The organism is Sphingomonas sp. PP-F2F-A104-K0414 (genome assembly GCF_004340945.1).
Lineage (GTDB): Bacteria > Pseudomonadota > Alphaproteobacteria > Sphingomonadales > Sphingomonadaceae > Sphingomonas.
In genome coordinates this window covers 110,397-125,324 of sequence record NZ_SLYD01000005.1, presented here as the reverse complement: position 1 = coordinate 125,324, position 14,928 = coordinate 110,397, and the positions used below count along the sequence as shown (strand labels likewise).

The following is a 14,928-nucleotide window of genomic DNA, read 5'->3' as shown; positions in this document are numbered from 1 at the left end:
CCGAATTGGCGGTGCCCGTATCAGATATTGCGCCCAACCGCGGGTGCTCCCAGACTGATGAAACGATGGAGAAACGATGGCCATGACAGCCGTCGCCGCCCCTAGCATGCGTCCTTGGCGGCGACAAATGGGCGTGCCGCGATGGGGGGCTGTCGTCGGGCTTGCCGTGGAGCGCGGGGGGCTGGCGGTCGAGCGCTGGCTGGAGGCGGAGCGCGACCAGTTGGTGCTGTGGCTGCCGGTGATGCTGGGGGGTGGGATAGCGCTGTGGTTTGCGCTGTCGGACCCGGCGGCATGGTGCGTGGCGGTGTTGCTGTTGGTGGCGAGCGGGCTTGCGTGTCTGGCGGTGGGGCAGGGCGGACGTGCGGCGCGCGCGCTGGCGATTGGTTTGCTGACTGCGGGGCTCGGTCTTGGGCTGATCTGGGCTCGGTCGGAATCGGTGGCACGACCGGTGTTGGGCGGCCCGACGATCGCGAGCTTCTCGGCGAAGGTTGAGGCGATCGAGCCGCTGGTGGCGCGAAAATTGGTGCGATTGACGGTTCTGCCACTTGGCAAAGGTAAGGAGACTGATGGGCAGCCGGTTGCCTTGCCTTACCGGGTCCGCGTCAACCTCGCGGAGACCGATGCGCCGAAGCTGCTCGGGACCGGGGCAGTCGTACACCTGCGCGCTCGCCTGATGCCGCCGCCTTTGCCAGCGGTGCCGGGCGCCTACGACTTTGCGCGCGTCGCGTGGTTCGGCGGAATCGGCGCGACCGGGCGCGGCTTCGCACCGGTGGTGGTGACGGCGCCGAGCAAATCGGGTGCGGGCATTCGCGTCGCTCTGTCGCACCATATCGTCTCGCGACTGGACGGCAGCGCAGGCGGCATAGCGGCAGCGCTCGCAACGGGTGACGTTGGTGCGATCAGCGAAGAAGATTCGGAGGCGATGCGCCGGGCGGGCCTCGCGCATCTGCTGTCGGTTAGTGGGTTGCATATCACCGCGGCGGTGGCGGCGACGATGTTGATCGTGCTGCGGCTACTGGCGCTCAGTCCTTGGCTGGCGCTTCATGCGCGACTGCCGCTGATCGCTGCATTGGCGGGTGCGGCGGCGGCGATCGGCTATACCTTGCTGACCGGGAGCCAAGTGCCGACGATCCGGTCGTGCGTGGCCGCGTTGCTCGTGCTGGCGGCACTGGCGATGGGACGCGAGGCGATGACGTTGCGGCTCGTCGCGACCGGAGCGGCGTGCGTCATGCTGGTATTGCCCGAATCGGCAGCCGGACCGAGCTTCCAGCTGTCGTTCGCGGCGATCACCGCGATCATGGCGCTGCACGAGCATCCTGTGATCCGCGCGTTCTTTGGTCCGCATGACGAAGGACGCGGGCGCAAACTCGCGCGGGGTGTCGCATCGCTGCTGTTGACGGGCCTGCTGGTCGAATTCGCGCTGATGCCGATCGCGGTCTATCATTTCCACAAGGCGGGGCTGTACGGCGCGTTCGCCAACATCGTCGCGATCCCGCTGACGACGTTCGTGGTGATGCCGCTGGAAGCGTTGGCACTGCTGCTCGATGCGGGCGGTCTTGGCGCGCCGATCTGGTGGCTGGTCCAACGCTCGCTCGATGCGCTGCTCTGGCTGGCGCATATCGTCGCCAGCGCTCCCGGCTCGGTGCGGTCGTTGCCCGCGATGCCGACGGCGGCGTTCGCGCTAATGATCGTCGGGGGGATTTGGATTGCGCTCTGGCGGACCCAGTGGCGACGCCTTGGACTGGTGCCGCTGGCCGTCGGCGCGATCTGGGCACTGACCACGCCGGCGCCGGACGTTCTGGTGACGGGTGACGGTCGCCACGTCGCGGTACGGACTGCGGCGGGGCTGGCGATGCTGCGCGACCGGGCGGGCGACTATACGCGTGACATGCTGGCCGAGAATGGTGGGGTGGATGGCGAGCCGCTCCTGCTCGCGGACCAACCCGATGCCCGATGCAGCCGCGATCTGTGCGTCACAGATATCGCTGGACGAGGACGGATGTGGCGCATCCTGGCGACCCGCAGCGCTTATATGGTTCCGATCGCCGAGTTCCTTGCCGCCTGCCGCGGTGCCGATGTCGTCGTCAGCGAACGCGGTTTGCCGAAACGTTGTGCGCCGCGGTGGCTGAAGCTGGATCGTCGTGTGCTCCGGCGGACGGGCGGTGTCGCGCTGACCTTGGGGAGCGGGACTGTCGTGACCATCCTCAACGCCGGCGATCGTCACCCGTGGCGCAATCCGCCTCTCCTCGAACACACCGCGCAGGCGTTCGGGCCGCGACATGGCCGGTTTCACGGTGCTGCGTCGGCGTTTCGCGCCAGCCGAGGTAGTGGAAAGTAGAAATATTCACGCGAAGGCGCAAAGGCGCGAAGGTGATGCGATTTGGGAGACATTCACACTTCCATGAACGATAAGCCGACGTCGGTTTTTCGGTGGTCTATGAAGTCAAATAGAGGCCAATCTAAACACCACATCTCCGCGTCTCCGCGCGAACCAATCCTTCGCTACCTGGGCGATTGGCGGCGATATGTTCGCGCAGAGGCGCAGAGGCGCAGAGATTGAGGGTTTGAGTCTAAATCGCGCCTGTGCATCGAGGGTGAGAGAGTCTTCCGTACGCTTGGCGGTGTTTATTTGGGGGTGTCGACCAAATGTCTCCGACGGCGTGTTGCACGTCTTAGATTGCTGAACAGACCGGTCGCTGTTGCCGGTAGGAAAAAGCACATGGCTTACCGGCCTAGCTGTCGCTTTTTCTTAGCGACCGAAACCGGGACCGGCCTGCGTCGCGATGACGCGGGCCGGTCCCTGCCATTCAGTCGTAGCGGCGGAGGATGCCGGAGAGTTTGCCTTGGACGCGGACTTGGGCGGGTGCGTAGCGTTGGGGATCGTAGGCTCGGTTTGCAGGGTCGAGACGGACCATGGCGCCTTCGCGGCGGAAGTATTTCAGGGTGGCTTCGCTGTCTTCGATCAGGGCGACGACGATCTCGCCGTCTCGGGCGGTCTCGGTGCGGCGAATCAGGGCGTAGTCGCCGTCTAGGATACCGGCCTCGACCATAGAGTCGCCGGAGACTTCGAGCGCATAGTGTTCACCCGAACCCAGCAGTGCGGCGGGGACGGCCAGCATCGTGCTGCCTTCGAACGCTTCGATCGGGACGCCGGCGGCGATGCGGCCGTGGAGGGGGATCTCGACGACGTCGTTCGCTGGCTGTGGCGCGGTAGCGGGCGCGGGCTTTACGTTCGACGCCTTTGATGGCGCCTTTTTCTCGGCACGCTCGGGCATGCGAAGCACTTCGAGTGCACGCGCGCGGTTTGGCAGGCGGCGGATGAAGTTGCGCTCCTCGAGCGCGCTGATCAGACGGTGGACGCCCGACTTCGACTTGAGGTCGAGGGCGTCCTTCATCTCCTCGAACGACGGCGAGACGCCGGTATCGTTGAGGCGATCGTTGATGAAGCAGACGAGTTCGTGCTGCTTGCGCGTGAGCATGGCGGTTCTCCGTCCGGAACAGACTGGGAACTTCTATGGAACATAATTAACGCCGTCAAGCGCTCGCTTCACACGATCACGAGGATTTCCGCCGATTCGCCTGTCTTTGCAACCGGTGCGTTGCCGGGGCGGACGATCAGGCAGGTCGAGCGGGCCAGCGTCAGCAACATCGAGCTGTCCTGGATCGTCGAGGCGTAGGCTTTGCCGTCGCGCAGTTCGGCGCGGAGATAGTCGGTGCGGGCGTTGTTGGCGGGCAGGTCTTCGCCGAGCAGCGCGTGGGTCGAGTGGGGGAGCGGATCGCGTGCGCCGGCCATGTGCGCGACGACGGGCTTCACGAACAGCGTTGCGGTGACGAACGCGGAGACCGGGTTGCCGGGGAGGCCGAGCACCATCATCTCGCCGATCCGGCCGGCCATCATCGGCTTGCCGGGGCGCAGCGCGATCCGCCAGAAATCTATGGTGCCGCCGGCGGCTTCGATCGCGGGGCGGACGAGGTCGTGGTCGCCTACCGACGCGCCGCCGGTGGTGACGAGCAGGTCTGCATAAACGCTGGCGAAGGCCTTGCGGAGGACTTCGAGATTGTCGGGCAGGATGCCGAGGTCGATGAGGTCGACGGGCATGTTTGCGAGCATCGCGGCGAGCATGATGCCGTTCGATTCGGGGAGCGCGACGCCGTCGGTGGTCGAGCCGGGGGGGACGAGTTCGTCGCCGGTGGCGGCGACGGCGACGCGGACGCGGCGGTTGACGGTGAGGCTGCCGTGGCCGCCGGTCGCGGCGACGGCGATGCGCGCGGGGCTGAGGCGGTCGCCGGCGGCGATCAGGCGGGTGCCGGTGGAGAAGTCGAGGCCCTTGCGGCGGGTGTTGCGGCCGAGCGTTGGCGGGCCTTCGCCGGCGAGGATCAGGGTTTCGCCGTCACGCTCGGCTTCTTCTTGGACCATGACGGTGTCCGCGCCGTCGGGCATGGCGGCGCCGGTGAAGATGCGGGTGGCCTCGTTGGAGGCGACGTTGCCTGCGAAGGGGCGGCCGGCGGCGCTTTCGCCGATGACTTTCCAGGGGCCCGGGAGGTCGGCGTAACGGATTGCGTAGCCGTCCATGGCCGACAGGTCCGCCGCGGGCTGCGTGCGGCGGGCGAGAATGTCCTCGGCGGCCCAGCGGCCGGCGGCTTCGCGTAGCGTCACGGTCTCGTGGCCGACGCGGGGGGCCATGGCGAAGAGGCGGGACTGGGCTTCGGCGACGGGGACTAGGGTCATGCTAAGGCTCTGTTTTTGGGCGGTTCTGAAAAGTGAAGTATAGGAAGTGTAGACGCTGGGAGCGGTTTGGCGGTTTGTGTTTGGTAGATGAGAAGCGCGGGGTGCGCGGGTATGTTCCGCGCTCTGCCATGGGTTTGGTGTGTAGGACAGGCGTTGTTGGCTTGGCGGGCAGAGCGATGGCGGCCCCCTGTGACGGCGTCTTGGTTGACCATGTCGACCGATATCGAACGTTCGCTACTGCCTACTTGTTCTCCCGCGAAGGCGGGAGCCCAGACTGGGTCCCCGCCTTCGCGGGGAAACAGGGGTTGGGCGGAGGGCGGTTGCTATAATGCTGGCCTTCCCAATTGGACCCCGGCCTTCGCCGGGGGGGTGCTCGTTCGCCGGGGTGGAGCCAGTTCGCTGGGGTGGTGCTGGTAGGTTGGTGCCGCTGCTTTCTTTCGGGTCGGCGAGTGGATGCGGGTGATCGCCTTCGCGCCCTTCGAACCTCTAGCCAGCGCGGGTTCATCCTTTGCGGGGCTTTGTTTGGGGGAAAGAGACACCAGATCAGCATGATGACACGGAATCAGCCTCGGGCGAGAGACAGGATCGGGGCGGCGGTGGGTGCTGTCGTGTTGCCGGGGGTGCTGGGTTATGCGCTGCTCAACGGGCTGGTGGTGCCGATGCCGGCGGCGGTGAGCGATGCGTTGAAGGTGTTCGATGCGGCGCCGCCTCCGCCACCGCCGCCCGAGGAGAAGGTGAGGCCTCGGCCTTCGCCTAGTCGCAAGCCGGAGGGGGCTGCGTCGCCGCCTAATTTGAAGTCGAAGGCTACCGAGGTGGTGGCGCCAAAGCCAGTGGTGCCGGTTGTGGTGCCGCCGCCTGTCGTGGTCGCGGAGAAGGCTGGCGTGGGGGCGCAGGCTACGGCGGGGGCTTCGGATATTCGCGGGCCGGGGACCGGAAGTGGCGGAGTCGGGAATGGCACCGGGAGTGGGGGATATGGCGACGGCGATGGCGGCGGGGGCGAGGAGACGCCGCCGGAGTGGCGTAGCGGGCGGTTGCGGGATTCGGATTATCCGCGGGAGGCCGCCGAGACCGGGATCCGAGGGCGGGTGTATGTGCGGTACTTGGTCGAAACCAATGGGCGGGTGTCGGGGTGCCGCGTGACCCGGTCGAGCGGGAGCCGGGTGCTGGATAATTTGACGTGTCGGTTGATCGAGCAGCGGTTTCGGTATGATCCGTCGCTCGATGCGGCGGGGCGGCCGGTGGAGTCTACGATCGTGGAAAGCCACGACTGGTCTATGGATGGGGATTGAAGTCTCAGGCTAGGCGCGCTTTGCTTGGCTTGCCCTCACCCTCGCCGCCTTTGGCGGCTTTCCCTCTCCCCGTTGGGGAGAGGGTTCTTTCAAGCGGTCCAGTTGCCGGATTTGCCGCCGCTCTTGGCGCGGACGCGGATGTCCGTGAGGACCATTGTCTTGTCGATCGCTTTGGCCATGTCGTAGATCGTCAGGAGCGTTACGGTGGCCGCCGTCAGGGCTTCCATTTCGACGCCGGTCTTGCCTTCGGTCGAGGCGGTGGCGGTGGCGGTTACGCCGGTTTCGTCCACCACGAGTTCGATCTCCACCTTGGTAAGCGGGAGCGGGTGGCAGAGGGGGATGAGGTCGCTGGTGCGCTTGGCGGCCATGATGCCGGCGACCCGCGCGACGGCGAGGACGTCGCCCTTCTTCGCGGTGCCGGCGCCGATCGCTGCGGCGGCTTCGGCGGACATGGTGATGCGGCCGGAGGCGACGGCTTCGCGGGCGGTGACCGCCTTGCCGCCGACGTCGACCATTCTTGCCGCGCCGGCTTCGTCGATGTGGGTCAGGCCGGTCATCCGACGAGCGCCCGAGTAGCGGCTTCGACGTCGTCCTGGCGCATGAGTGCTTCGCCGATCAGGAAGCAGTGGATGTCGTGTTCGGCCATCGCGTCGAGTTCCGCGCGGGTCGTCAGGCCGCTTTCGGCGACGAAGGTGCAGTCCTTGGGCGCCTTGCCGACGAGGTCGTAGGTCCGCTGGAAGTCGACCGAGAAGTCGCGCAGGTCGCGGTTGTTGACGCCGATCAGGCGCGACTTGAGCCGCAGCGCGCGCTCCATCTCGTGCGCGTCGTGGACCTCGACCAACACGTCCATGCCGCATTCGAGCGCGGAGGCCTCGATCTCGGCCATCTGGATGTCGTCGAGCGCGGCGACGATGATCAGGATGCAGTCGGCGCCGATCGCGCGCGCTTCGGTCGACTGCCACGGGTCGACCATGAAGTCCTTCCGCAGGACGGGAATGGAGACGGCGTCGCGGGCCGCGGTCAGATAGGCGTCGCAGCCCTGGAACCACTTTTCGTCGGTCAGCACCGAGAGGCAGGCGGCGCCTCCGGCTTCATAGGCGCGGGCGTGGGCGACGGGATCGAAGTCGGCGCGGATCAGGCCTTTCGAGGGGCTGGCTTTCTTGACCTCGGCGACCAGCGCGTAGCCGGTCTTGGCGTCGCCCTTCTTCGCGTCGAGCGCGGCGCGGAAGCCGCGAGGCTTCGACATGCGGGCGATGCCGGCGTCGATGTCGGCGAGCGAGGTCGTGGCCTTGCGCGCGGCAACTTCGGCGCGCTTGGTCTCGAGGATACGGTCGAGCATGGTCATGTCAGTAGGCGATCCAGCGGGCGAGCAGCGCGTCTGCGCTGCCGGTGTCGAGGGCGGCGGCGGCTTTGGCCGCGCCGTCGACAAGATTGGGGACGGTGCCGGCGACCATCAAGGCGGCGGCGGCGTTGAGCAGGACGGCGTCACGGTAGGCGCCGGTCTCGCCCTTGAGCAGGCGGCGGAGCGCGTCGGCGTTGTGGTGCGCGTCGCCGCCGCGGATGTCGGTGATGGCGTGGCGGGTGAGGCCGGCGTCTTCGGGGGCGACTTTAGCGGGCAGCGTTACGGTGCCGACCGAGGCGACGATGCTGGGGCCGGCGCCCGACAGTTCGTCGAGGCCTTCTTCGCCCGAGACGACGAGCGCGGCTTCGGTGCCGAGCTGTTCGAGCGCTTCGGCGTAGAGCGTGACGTAGTCGGGGCGGGCGATGCCGATGAGCTGGCGGGTGGTGCCGGCCGGGTTGGCGAGCGGGCCCATCAGGTTGAAGATCGTACGCTTGCCGATGCGTTGGCGGATCGGGGTGATGCGCTTCATCGCCGGGTGGTGGTTGGCGGCGAACAGGAAGGCGATGCCGATCTCGTTCAGGCTTGCCTCGGCGGTGGCGCCGGCGCGGTCCATGTCGAGGCCGAGGACTTCCAGCGTGTCGGCGGCGCCGGCCTTGCTGGAGGCGGCGCGGTTGCCGTGCTTGGCGACGGGCACGCCGGTCGCCGCGACGACGAGCGCTACGGCGGTCGAGACGTTCAAGGTGTGGTGGCCGTCGCCGCCGGTGCCGCAGACGTCGATCGCGCCGGCGGGGGCGTCGATCGGGATCATCCGGTTGCGGAGTGCGCGCGCGGCTTCGGCGATCTCGATGCTGGTTTCGCCGCGGGTCGCGAGGTCGGTGAGGAAGGTGGCGATCGCGTCGTCGCTCGCGCGGGCGTCGAGGATGTCGGCGAACGCTTCTCGGGCGGACTCGCGCGAGAGGGGGGAGCTGGGGTCCGGCAGGAGCGTGGTGGTGGTCACATTCCCCTCCCGCTTGCGGGAGGGGGCAGGGGAGGGGCTTTCTGTCCAGCCAAGGTCGTGGGTGCGGCGCTGCCCTCCCCCGACCCCTTCCGGAGGCGGGAGGGGAGTTGGTGGGGGATGTTCGCCATCTTGAGGAAGTTGGCCAGCATTTCGTGGCCGTGTTCGGTAGCGATGCTTTCCGGGTGGAACTGCACGCCGTGGATCGGCAGCGTCTCGTGGCGGAAGCCCATCACCGTGCCGTCCTGCGCGGTCGCGTTCACCACCAGCGTGTCGGGAACCGCGTTGACGATCAGCGAATGATAGCGCGTGGCGATGAACGGCGAGGGCAGCCCGGCGTACAGCCCGGTATCGTCGTGGACGACGGGCGAGGTCTTGCCGTGCATCAGGCCGCCGCGCTCGACCTTGCCGCCGAAATGCTGGCCGATCGCCTGGTGGCCGAGGCATACGCCAAGCAGCGGCTTGCCGGCATCCGCGCAGGCGGCGACCAGGTCGAGGCTTACGCCCGCCTCGGTCGGCGTGCAGGGGCCGGGGGAAATGAGGAACGCGTCCGCGCCCGACGACAGAGCCTGCCCGGCGGAGATCGCATCGTTGCGGACGACTTCGACCTCGGCACCCAGTTCCATGAGGTAATGGACGAGGTTCCAGGTGAAGCTGTCGTAATTGTCGACGACGAGGATCATGGCGCCGCCATAGCCTAAGCGGGGCCCGGTGCAATATGCCCGCGTCGGGCTGCGGTCGTGCCGGGTCATCGCGATTTCGTCGCGGGCGGGTCGCGATCGGTCGGAGCGACCCCTATATGGCGGAAGCAGCGCAGGCATTCATTCAGTGCGGAGCAATGCCGTGTGACGGACGTTATTCGTTCAAAGGAGCCTGATCCATGTTTCGTACCGTCGTCCTTGCCGCACTGATTGCACTTCCCACAATGGCGTTCGCGCAGGATGCTCAGGTCGCCTCGCCACCGCAGCGCATCCGCAGCGTTACGCTGACCGGTGATCAGAAGTGTCCGCCGTCGACCAACGGCGAGGTGGTGGTGTGCTCGACGCTCGATCAGCCCTATCGCATTCCGAAGGCGCTGCGCGACGATAAGCCGATCGCGGCGCAGAACCAAAGCTGGGTGAACCGTGCCGCGTCGATGGACCAGCTTGGGCGCGTGGCTGGCGGGTTGCCGGATACGTGTTCGGCGGTCGGGACGGGCGGCCAGTCGGGCTGCTTCCTAGCACGGAACAATGCCTATGCACAGGAGCGTCGGGCGCCGGCTAGCGAGACGACGACCACGCCGTAAGCAAAACAGGGTAGGGCAAATGACCTTGTTCTCCCGCGAAGGCGGGAGCCCAGTCTGGGTCCTCGCCTTCGCGGGGAAACATTCTTTATGATTCTTTATTAAGCCGGATTACTGACCGAAGCCCGGTGCCTTAGCCCGGCTGACCGCTTCTCGCGCTGCTGCCAGGATCGCCCCGGCCTTGGCCTCGCACTCGCGCTGCTCGTATTCGGGGACGCTATCGGCAACGATGCCGGCGCCAGCCTGGACGTGGATCGTGCCGTCCTTCACCACCGCCGTCCGCAGCACGATGCACGAATCCATCGAGCCGTCGGGCGAGAAATAGCCGACCCCGCCGGCATAGGCCCCGCGGCGTTCGGGTTCCAACTCGGCGATGATCTGGCAGGCGCGGACTTTTGGTGCGCCGCTGACCGTCCCGGCCGGGAAGCCGGCGAACAGCGCGTCGAGCGCGTCCTTGTCGGGGGACAGCGTGCCGACGACGTTCGAGACGATGTGCATGACGTGGCTGTAGAATTCCACGCCGTAGCTGGCGGTTACCTTCACCGACCCCGGCGCCGCGGCACGGCCGACGTCGTTACGTCCCAGATCGAGCAGCATCAGGTGTTCGGCGCGCTCCTTGGGGTCGGCGAGCAGGCTGACGCGGTTTGCCTCGTCCTCGGCGGCGGACTTGCCGCGGGGGCGCGTGCCGGCGATCGGGCGGATCGTTACTTCGTCGTCGCGGACGCGGACAAGAATCTCGGGGCTCGAGCCGATCAGCGCGAAGCCGGGCAGGTCGAGATGATAGAGGAACGGCGAAGGGTTGATGCGCCTTAGCGAACGGTAGAGCTCGAACGGAGGGAGCGCGAACGGCGTGCTGAAACGCTGCGCGAGCACGACCTGGAAGATGTCGCCGGCGAGGATATAGTCCTTTGCGGTGGCGACCATCTCGCCGTAGCGGCCTTCGGGTAGCGCAGGCGTGTAGACAGGCTCGGCGACGTCGGCGCGGATCGGGGCGGGGACGGGCGTGCTGGCCAGCTTCGCGGCAACCGCATCTAGTCGCTCTTCGGCCTCGGTCACGATCACTTCGGCATTGCGCGACGGATCGGGCCAGGCGGGTGCGACGAGGTACAGCGCGTCGGTCAGGCGATCGAATACGAGCACCACGGTCGGCCGCACGAAGATCATGTCGGGCAGGCCGAGCGGGTCGACCGGCGGTTGCGGTAGCGTCTCGACCAGGCCGATCGTCTCATAGCCGAAATAGCCGACGAGGCAGGCGAGCGCGCGGGGCAGTTCGGCGGGAACCTCTGCGCGGCATTCGGCGACCAGTGCGCGAAACGCATCGAGGGTCGGCACCGGGCACGGCTCGAACGTCTCGCGATCGGTCGCCCAATGACGGTTGATCTCGGCGCTGTGGCCATGCGCGCGGAACAGCAGGTCGGGCGCGAGGCCGATCAGGCTGTGACGGCCGCGGATCTCGCCGCCCTCGACCGATTCGAGCAGGAAGTCGCCACGCCCCGGCTCGATCAGCTTCAGCGCGGCTGCGACCGGGGTTTCGGTATCGGCGACCTGACGACGCCAGACGAGCGCGGGGCGCCCTTCGGCCAAGGCTTCCCGCGCGCTCATGGCGATCAGTTCCCGGTGGCGCCGTTGCCGAGCAGGTCGGCGCGGACGCGGGCGAGCGATGCCGCGTTGGTCTTCACGCCGACATCGGCGCGGACCGCCTTGGCGAACTGCTCGACATATTCGCGACCGACCGAGCGGCCGATATTGGCGCGCGCGGCCTTGATCGCGGCGTCGTTGCCCGCCGCATTGCCACTGGCGATGCTGTCGAGCTTGATGATGAACCAACCGCTGTCGTCGGGCGCGGCGAGCGTCTTGGCGGTGTTCGGCGCCATGCTGAACATCAGCGCGAGCGCGGGCGGCGCACCGCGCGGATCGGCGGCGATCTGCGCACGCGAGGCGGTCAGCGGACGCGCGGCGGGCAGCTTCAAACCGGTCTGCGAAAGCGACTGCTGGATCGGCATGCCCTTGTTGATCCGTGCGAGCACGTCGGCGGCGACTTTCCGCGCAGCCTGACGCGAACGATCGGCGGTCACGTCTTGCAGCACGGCGGCGCGAACCTGTGCCAGCGGGCGCGGCGTCGCGGGGACGACGCGGCCGAGCGCGACGACGGCGAACCCGCCATCGGTGCCGAGCTGGACGAGCTGCGGGCCATCGCCTTCAGTCGCCTGGAATGCGGCGGCCACGAGCGGCGCGATCGCGGGATCGGGCTTGCTGGCCGCGTCATCCGGATTGACGCCGCTCGCGATCAGCGCCGGCGTGGTGACGGCCGCGAGCTTCTGGTCGGCGATCACTTCGTCGAAGGTCGCGTTCTTCGAGAGCGAGTCGTCGATCTTGTCGTGGACGTCGGACAGTGCGGCCGCCGCCTTCTGGATGCCGAGTGCAGCGGCGATCTCACCGCGGACCTGGTCGAGCGAGCGACCGGCGACGTTCTCGATCTTGTCGACCTTGGCGACGGTCCAGCCGAGCTGCGTGCGGACCGGGCCGATCACGGCGCCATTCGCGGCGGCGAACACGGCATCAGCGACCTGTGCGGACGCGGTGTTGGCATAGGCGGCCTTCTCGACGCCCGTCTGCGTGGACGCTTCGAGACCGGCAGCGCGCGCGGCGTCGGCGAGGCTGGTACCGGCCTTCACCTTGGCGGCGAGCGCGGTCGCGCCGGCCTGATCGGCGACGACGACCTGCGTGATCGTGCGCTTCTCGGTCGCGGCGTAGCGTGCGCGGTCCTGCTGATAGGCCTTGGCGATCTCGGCGTCGGTCGGGACGGCCTGCGCCTTGACCCGATCGGGCGAGACGATCGCGTAGCGGACGATCCGGCGCTCAGCGACGGTGTAGCGTGCGATGTTGCGCTTGTAGAAAGTGTTAAGGTCGGCGTCGCTCGGCGCCGGGCCGGCGGGGACGATTGCGGCGGGGATAAAGCCGATCGTGCCTGTGCGCTTTTCGAGCAGCAGCGAAGCGTAGGGAAGCGCGAGCTGGCTCGACACCTGCGTCGCACCGGTGCTGGGGATCGTCAATTGCTGCGCGAACGTATCACGAACGATGTCGGTGCGGATCTGCGCGTCGGTCAGCTTCCGCTGGGCGAGCACCTGACGGTAGAGATTCTCGTCGAACTTGCCGGTCGGGCCCTGCAACGCCGGGATGCTGGCGATCTGGCCGTCGACGGCGCGCTTGCTGACGACCATGCCCTGCGCACGGCCGAACTGCTCGAGCGCCATGCTGGAGATGATCCGGTCGAGCGTGCCGTCGAGCCCGCCCTGGTTGACGAACGTCGCCATGTCGAGTGTCGGCTGTTCCTGGCGGAACCCCTCCAGCTGCGTCTGCGCCTGCGTCTTGACTTCGTTCGCGGTGACCTCGGCCTTGCCGACCTTGGCGACGTCGCCGCCGGTGATCCCGGCGCCGCCCGTCATCGAACTCAGGCCGGTCACGTCACCCGCGGCGAACGCGAGCGCGATCACGCCGAGCACGAGGAAGGTGATGATCACGCCGACCCTGGAGTGGGTAAGACGGCGGAAGAAAGCGAGCATGGACAGCCGATCGACAGGGATAGAACAGGGTTGCTTTACGGGCGCGCGGGCGGCTCTTCAAGTCGGGCGCGTCACGCGGTGATCAGGTCGTGCGGGGTTGTGTGGTGCGGGTGTGGCGCTATCGCTGGGCAAAATATCTGGGAGATGACGATGCGGCGTAAGCTTGTAGCCGGAAACTGGAAGATGAACGGGTCGCGGGCGATGCTCGTCGAACTCGACGCGATCGCTGCGGCAGCGAGTGCCGCGCCGGGGATCGACGTATCGATCGCGGTGCCATTCACGTTGATCGCCGCGGCTTCTGAGCGCGTGCCGAGCCTCGCGATCGGTGCGGAGGACGTCCACGAGGCGGATAGCGGCCCGCATACCGGGTGCGTGTCGGCGGGCATGGTCAAGGAGGTCGGCGCGTCGTTCACGATCGTCGGGCATTCGGAGCGGCGCGCAGATCAGCATGAGACCAGCCACGATGCATGGGCAAAGGCGGCGGCGGCGCGACGGCAGGGGCTGCACGTCATCCTGTGTTGCGGCGAGACCGAGGCGGAGCGCGACGCGGATCGCGCCGAGCGCGTGGTGCAGGCGCAGATCGAGAAATCGGTGCCCGACAATGCCGACGGCAGCTGGTTTACGCTGGCCTATGAGCCGCGCTGGGCGATCGGTACGGGGCGGACGCCTACGTTGGAAGAGATCGCGGCGATCCATGCGATTGCACGGGCGAAATTGCGGATGCTGATTGGCGATGCGGCGGCGGGGGTGCGGATCCTGTATGGCGGCTCGGTGACGGGGGCCAATGCGGCGTCGATTCTCGACACGCCGAACGTCGACGGGGCGCTGGTCGGCGGGGCGAGCCTGACGGCAGACAAGTTCGTGCCGATCATCGAGGCAGCGGCCTCCTTATAGTCGCGGGCGGCGATGGCTTGCGTTGAAAGTCGTTAAGTCCCGATAAACCCTAGCGTCTTATGATTAATTGGCGATTCGGAGGGCGGATCGCTGATCGGCGTGACGCTGCTTTGGTGCGAGGGTTGATATGGCCAGGTGGATTCCCGGGTGCATGAGCGCCTCGATTGCAGTCTGTGCGATTGTCACTGCGATCCCCGCTCGGGCGGAGACTCCGCGCGAACTGCTGACTCAGGCCGGGTTCGTCGATCGCGATCGGAATGTGGCGTTGGCGCGGATCGACAAGGCGGCGGCGGCGGCGGGGCAGGCGCTGAGCCGGTCGCCGAACGATCCGGAGGCGGCGATCATCCAGGCGATGGCGAACGGCTATCGCGCGAAACTGCTCGGCAATCGCGGGCAGGCGATCGCCGCACGGAAACAATATGAGGCGCTGGTGACGCGCTATCCGCGCAATGCCGAGGCGCAGGCGGCGCTGGGCGCGTGGCATGTCGGGGTGATCGCGAAGCTCGGGCGGTTCGTCGGGCGTGCGGTGGCGGGGGCGCAGAAGGCGACCGGATTGGAGGCGCTCGACAAGTCGGTGGCGTTGGGCGGCAACCGTGCGATGTTCGCCGGGCTGGCGGGGTTGTTGCGGCTGGAGCTGGATCCGAACGATGCTCGGGGACGGGCTTTGGTCGAGACCGCGAGCAAGGCGCCGACGCCGAGTGTGATCGACGGGTATGTGCGGAAAGCGGCGCTGGCGGTGTTGGTGCCGCTGCGGGCTGGCGATGCGAATGCGACGAAGGCTTTGGCGGACAAATTGCTGCCGTTCGGGCAGTTCGCGACGGGGTGACATCGCCTT

The 14,928-nt window shown here is 67.5% G+C and carries 13 protein-coding genes; 5 read left to right on the top strand and 8 right to left on the bottom strand.

What is annotated here, in order from left to right:
• Window positions 1-241: 241 nt before the first annotated feature.
• On the top strand, window positions 242-2,338 hold the full coding sequence (locus tag C8J46_RS13005) for a ComEC/Rec2 family competence protein (RefSeq protein WP_243643421.1): 2,097 nt from the start codon (window positions 242-244) through the stop codon (window positions 2,336-2,338).
• 469 nt (window positions 2,339-2,807) lie between these two features.
• On the opposite strand, the gene lexA is transcribed toward C8J46_RS13005, so the two are convergent.
• A complete protein-coding gene (gene lexA / locus C8J46_RS13000; protein ID WP_132739903.1) occupies window positions 2,808-3,479 on the bottom strand; it encodes a transcriptional repressor LexA in 672 nt (223 codons plus the stop codon).
• A gap of 68 nt (window positions 3,480-3,547) precedes the next feature.
• Window positions 3,548-4,729, bottom strand: coding sequence for a molybdopterin molybdotransferase MoeA (locus C8J46_RS12995; RefSeq protein WP_132739901.1), 1,182 nt, complete (start codon window positions 4,727-4,729; stop codon window positions 3,548-3,550).
• A 596-nt stretch (window positions 4,730-5,325) separates the two neighbouring features.
• Here C8J46_RS12995 and C8J46_RS12990 point away from each other — a divergent pair.
• Complete coding sequence (locus C8J46_RS12990) at window positions 5,326-6,018, top strand: energy transducer TonB (protein ID WP_243643375.1); 693 nt, start codon at window positions 5,326-5,328, stop codon at window positions 6,016-6,018.
• Window positions 6,019-6,107: 89 nt separating this feature from the next.
• Here C8J46_RS12990 and moaC read toward each other — a convergent pair whose 3' ends face one another.
• Genes moaC through C8J46_RS12970 form a run of 4 tightly spaced genes read right to left on the bottom strand, consistent with a single transcriptional unit; the run spans window position 6,108 to window position 9,037 of the window.
• Window positions 6,108-6,575, bottom strand: a complete 468-nt coding sequence (moaC, locus tag C8J46_RS12985) for a cyclic pyranopterin monophosphate synthase MoaC (protein WP_132739898.1) — start codon at window positions 6,573-6,575, stop codon at window positions 6,108-6,110.
• A complete protein-coding gene (gene trpC, locus C8J46_RS12980; RefSeq protein ID WP_132739895.1) occupies window positions 6,572-7,363 on the bottom strand; it encodes an indole-3-glycerol phosphate synthase TrpC in 792 nt (263 codons plus the stop codon). The genes moaC and trpC overlap by 4 nt, the downstream gene beginning before the upstream one ends.
• Window position 7,364: 1 nt before the next feature.
• On the bottom strand, window positions 7,365-8,357 hold the full coding sequence (gene trpD, locus C8J46_RS12975) for an anthranilate phosphoribosyltransferase (protein ID WP_132739893.1): 993 nt from the start codon (window positions 8,355-8,357) through the stop codon (window positions 7,365-7,367).
• A complete protein-coding gene (locus tag C8J46_RS12970) occupies window positions 8,354-9,037 on the bottom strand; it encodes an aminodeoxychorismate/anthranilate synthase component II (protein WP_132740759.1) in 684 nt (227 codons plus the stop codon). The genes trpD and C8J46_RS12970 overlap by 4 nt, the downstream gene beginning before the upstream one ends.
• A 197-nt stretch (window positions 9,038-9,234) precedes the next feature.
• On the opposite strand from C8J46_RS12970, the gene C8J46_RS12965 reads away from it, so the two are divergent.
• On the top strand, window positions 9,235-9,639 hold the full coding sequence (locus C8J46_RS12965) for a hypothetical protein (protein WP_132739890.1): 405 nt from the start codon (window positions 9,235-9,237) through the stop codon (window positions 9,637-9,639).
• A 108-nt stretch (window positions 9,640-9,747) separates the two neighbouring features.
• Here the strand turns inward: C8J46_RS12965 and trpE are convergent, their stop codons facing one another.
• Together trpE and C8J46_RS12955 are read right to left on the bottom strand one after the other, a co-directional pair.
• On the bottom strand, window positions 9,748-11,238 hold the full coding sequence (trpE, locus tag C8J46_RS12960; protein ID WP_132739887.1) for an anthranilate synthase component I: 1,491 nt from the start codon (window positions 11,236-11,238) through the stop codon (window positions 9,748-9,750).
• Window positions 11,239-11,243: 5 nt separating this feature from the next.
• A complete protein-coding gene (locus C8J46_RS12955; RefSeq protein ID WP_132739884.1) occupies window positions 11,244-13,199 on the bottom strand; it encodes a SurA N-terminal domain-containing protein in 1,956 nt (651 codons plus the stop codon).
• 144 nt (window positions 13,200-13,343) lie between these two features.
• Here C8J46_RS12955 and tpiA point away from each other — a divergent pair, with 144 nt between their 5' ends.
• Window positions 13,344-14,093, top strand: a complete 750-nt coding sequence (gene tpiA, locus C8J46_RS12950; protein ID WP_207894176.1) for a triose-phosphate isomerase — start codon at window positions 13,344-13,346, stop codon at window positions 14,091-14,093.
• Between the two features lie 151 nt (window positions 14,094-14,244).
• Window positions 14,245-14,919: a hypothetical protein gene (locus C8J46_RS12945; protein WP_243643373.1), complete on the top strand. Its 675-nt coding sequence runs from the start codon at window positions 14,245-14,247 to the stop codon at window positions 14,917-14,919.
• Window positions 14,920-14,928: the final 9 nt, after the last annotated feature.

What these genes read in the sequence shown, in the direction of transcription:
- C8J46_RS13005 (WP_243643421.1), top strand. Translation starts at nt 242, where the DNA reads ATGCTGGGGGGTGGGATAGCGCTGTGGTTTGCGCTGTCGGACCCGGCG.
- lexA (WP_132739903.1), bottom strand. Translation starts at nt 3,479, where the DNA reads ATGCTCACGCGCAAGCAGCACGAACTCGTCTGCTTCATCAACGATCGC.
- C8J46_RS12995 (WP_132739901.1), bottom strand. Translation starts at nt 4,729, where the DNA reads ATGACCCTAGTCCCCGTCGCCGAAGCCCAGTCCCGCCTCTTCGCCATG.
- moaC (WP_132739898.1), bottom strand. Translation starts at nt 6,575, where the DNA reads ATGACCGGCCTGACCCACATCGACGAAGCCGGCGCGGCAAGAATGGTC.
- trpC (WP_132739895.1), bottom strand. Translation starts at nt 7,363, where the DNA reads ATGACCATGCTCGACCGTATCCTCGAGACCAAGCGCGCCGAAGTTGCC.
- C8J46_RS12970 (WP_132740759.1), bottom strand. Translation starts at nt 9,037, where the DNA reads ATGATCCTCGTCGTCGACAATTACGACAGCTTCACCTGGAACCTCGTC.
- C8J46_RS12965 (WP_132739890.1), top strand. Translation starts at nt 9,235, where the DNA reads ATGTTTCGTACCGTCGTCCTTGCCGCACTGATTGCACTTCCCACAATG.
- trpE (WP_132739887.1), bottom strand. Translation starts at nt 11,238, where the DNA reads ATGAGCGCGCGGGAAGCCTTGGCCGAAGGGCGCCCCGCGCTCGTCTGG.
- C8J46_RS12955 (WP_132739884.1), bottom strand. Translation starts at nt 13,199, where the DNA reads ATGCTCGCTTTCTTCCGCCGTCTTACCCACTCCAGGGTCGGCGTGATC.
- tpiA (WP_207894176.1), top strand. Translation starts at nt 13,344, where the DNA reads ATGACGATGCGGCGTAAGCTTGTAGCCGGAAACTGGAAGATGAACGGG.
- C8J46_RS12945 (WP_243643373.1), top strand. Translation starts at nt 14,245, where the DNA reads ATGAGCGCCTCGATTGCAGTCTGTGCGATTGTCACTGCGATCCCCGCT.